At 39.5% G+C, this 1,764-nt stretch carries 3 protein-coding genes; all 3 read left to right on the top strand.

Translation table 11 applies throughout. From position 1 onward, the window contains the following. Positions 1 to 143 precede the first annotated feature (143 nt). The 3 genes from FFM62_RS09970 (at position 144) to FFM62_RS09960 (ending at position 1,674) form a co-directional block, all read left to right on the top strand. On the top strand, positions 144 to 860 hold the full coding sequence (locus FFM62_RS09970) for an ORF6C domain-containing protein (protein WP_115470963.1): 717 nt from the start codon (positions 144 to 146) through the stop codon (positions 858 to 860). A gap of 161 nt (positions 861 to 1,021) precedes the next feature. Continuing rightward, entirely contained in the window at positions 1,022 to 1,234 is a 213-nt protein-coding gene (locus tag FFM62_RS09965) for a hypothetical protein (RefSeq protein ID WP_115470962.1), read from the top strand. A gap of 218 nt (positions 1,235 to 1,452) precedes the next feature. Further along, positions 1,453 to 1,674, top strand: a complete 222-nt coding sequence (locus FFM62_RS09960) for a hypothetical protein (protein ID WP_115470961.1) — start codon at positions 1,453 to 1,455, stop codon at positions 1,672 to 1,674. Positions 1,675 to 1,764: the final 90 nt, after the last annotated feature.

Genomic DNA, 1,764 nt, shown 5'->3' with positions numbered 1-1,764 from the left:
GGAATATCAAACGAAGTGGCACCTTCATTTATGGCATTCCGATATAACGATAATATTTGAGATTCCATAGTCAAGTTCCTTTCAGTGAACTAGGCAAATAAGCCAGTAAAACAATTATAACAACAAAGAAAGTAGGTATAACCATGAGTAATGAAGTGCAGGTATTTGACAACTTAAAAGTTAAGGAAGTAAACGGACAAGTAATGTTCGATGTAGAAACCGCAGCGATTGGATTGGGAATTGTTGAATCAAATGGTAAGTATGTTCGCTGGCAACGTGTAAATAAGTACCTTGGCGTAAATTCTCCACAAGTGGAGAAAGGTGATTTCATCACTGAACCGCAATTCTACAAGTTGGCAATCAAGGCTAACAACGAAACGGCTGAACGATTCCAAGCATGGGTAACAGAAGAAGTCTTACCAAGCATTCGTAAAAATGGAAGTTATCAAGCACAACCAGCTTTGCGCTTGCCACAAAACAACGCAGAAATGTTGCAAGTCATTCAATCAGCTAATGAGGAACAAAACAAGCGTATTGATGAAGTAGAAACCACAGTTGATGAATTGAAAGACCGTTTCGGTTTACCGGCATCACAAGCTAAGTCATTAGAGCAAGCACGTAAGCGACACATTGTTACCTTGCTAGGTGGCTTTGAGTCAAACGCTTATCAACATCTTAGTGGCAAGACGTTCCGACAAATCGGTGGCGACTTTAAAGATTACTTTGAGGTACCACGCTATGACGCATTGCCATTATCGAAGTTTGATGAAGGTATGAGTTACATCAAGGCATGGCAATTACCAACTAACTTAGCGTTACAAGTACGTGATTTGAACTTACAAACTGAATTGGAGGTGTAGGAGATGTTTCATCACTATATGACAAGATTTACCGATGAGTCTGACGAACACTACATAAGTTGGATTCAACTTAATTTATTCAACTTTACTTTCACGCTAAGCAAGCGTGAGTACGTTAATGGAGTACGGATTGGGAAATAAAATAACGGAGGGTTAGGAAGATGTCACTAGCAGAAATAATCAACAATGGACTGCGTTTAAAAGGTAATAAAACACGCTATTGGTTAGCAAATGTAACGGGTGTATCTATCGCAGCGTTATATGACGTTACGAACGGCAAACGAAATAGGTTGACGTTGCCAGCAATGGTGAAGGTATCCATTGCGTTAGACCTAGATTTGAATGAACTAAAGAAGATTGATTGGGATGTGTAGCCTATGGAACCAGATAGTAACCGCAAGGTCACGCAAAAAGAGGCGTGCAAGATTTTAGGGGTATGCGTGAACACTTTCAGATTTAAGATTAAACCCACTGAATTGTTCCAACGCAATGTCCCTGACAAAACACCTAATGAACGTACTATCACGTACTCATATCATGATGTGGTGCGTTTCAGTAAATTAAGCAATTGGTATTAGGGAGGAGGTAAGACATGTTAGCAGAAATGGTAATGTTCATTCAGTTACTAGGTATGGCAATGTTAGCAGCGATTTTGCCAACTATCGCAGTAATGTGTGTGATCTATCCAGCTTACACATACAAGCTTCAAATTTTGTGGTTTATCAAAGGTATCATGCGAGCAACCAGTTGGTTGTTAATTCGTATCACTGACGGTAAAGCAACTGCTGATAAGCGACTATTGGAAAGGAAATAACATGGCAGATTATGATATTGGATCAACAGGTGTAGGTAATTTACATCACGGCTTTTCAAAATCAAAAGACTTGGTGAGTTTACCAGTCAA

Origin of the sequence: Weissella thailandensis (genome assembly GCF_005405465.1) — a bacterium.
GTDB classification, from domain to species: domain Bacteria; phylum Bacillota; class Bacilli; order Lactobacillales; family Lactobacillaceae; genus Weissella; species Weissella thailandensis.
This window is presented reverse-complemented; position numbering and strand designations above follow the sequence as displayed.

Coding starts and splice junctions, on each gene's coding strand:
- FFM62_RS09960 (WP_115470961.1), top strand. CDS start 1,453: ATGTTAGCAGAAATGGTAATGTTCATTCAGTTACTAGGTATGGCAATG.
- FFM62_RS09970 (WP_115470963.1), top strand. CDS start 144: ATGAGTAATGAAGTGCAGGTATTTGACAACTTAAAAGTTAAGGAAGTA.
- FFM62_RS09965 (WP_115470962.1), top strand. CDS start 1,022: ATGTCACTAGCAGAAATAATCAACAATGGACTGCGTTTAAAAGGTAAT.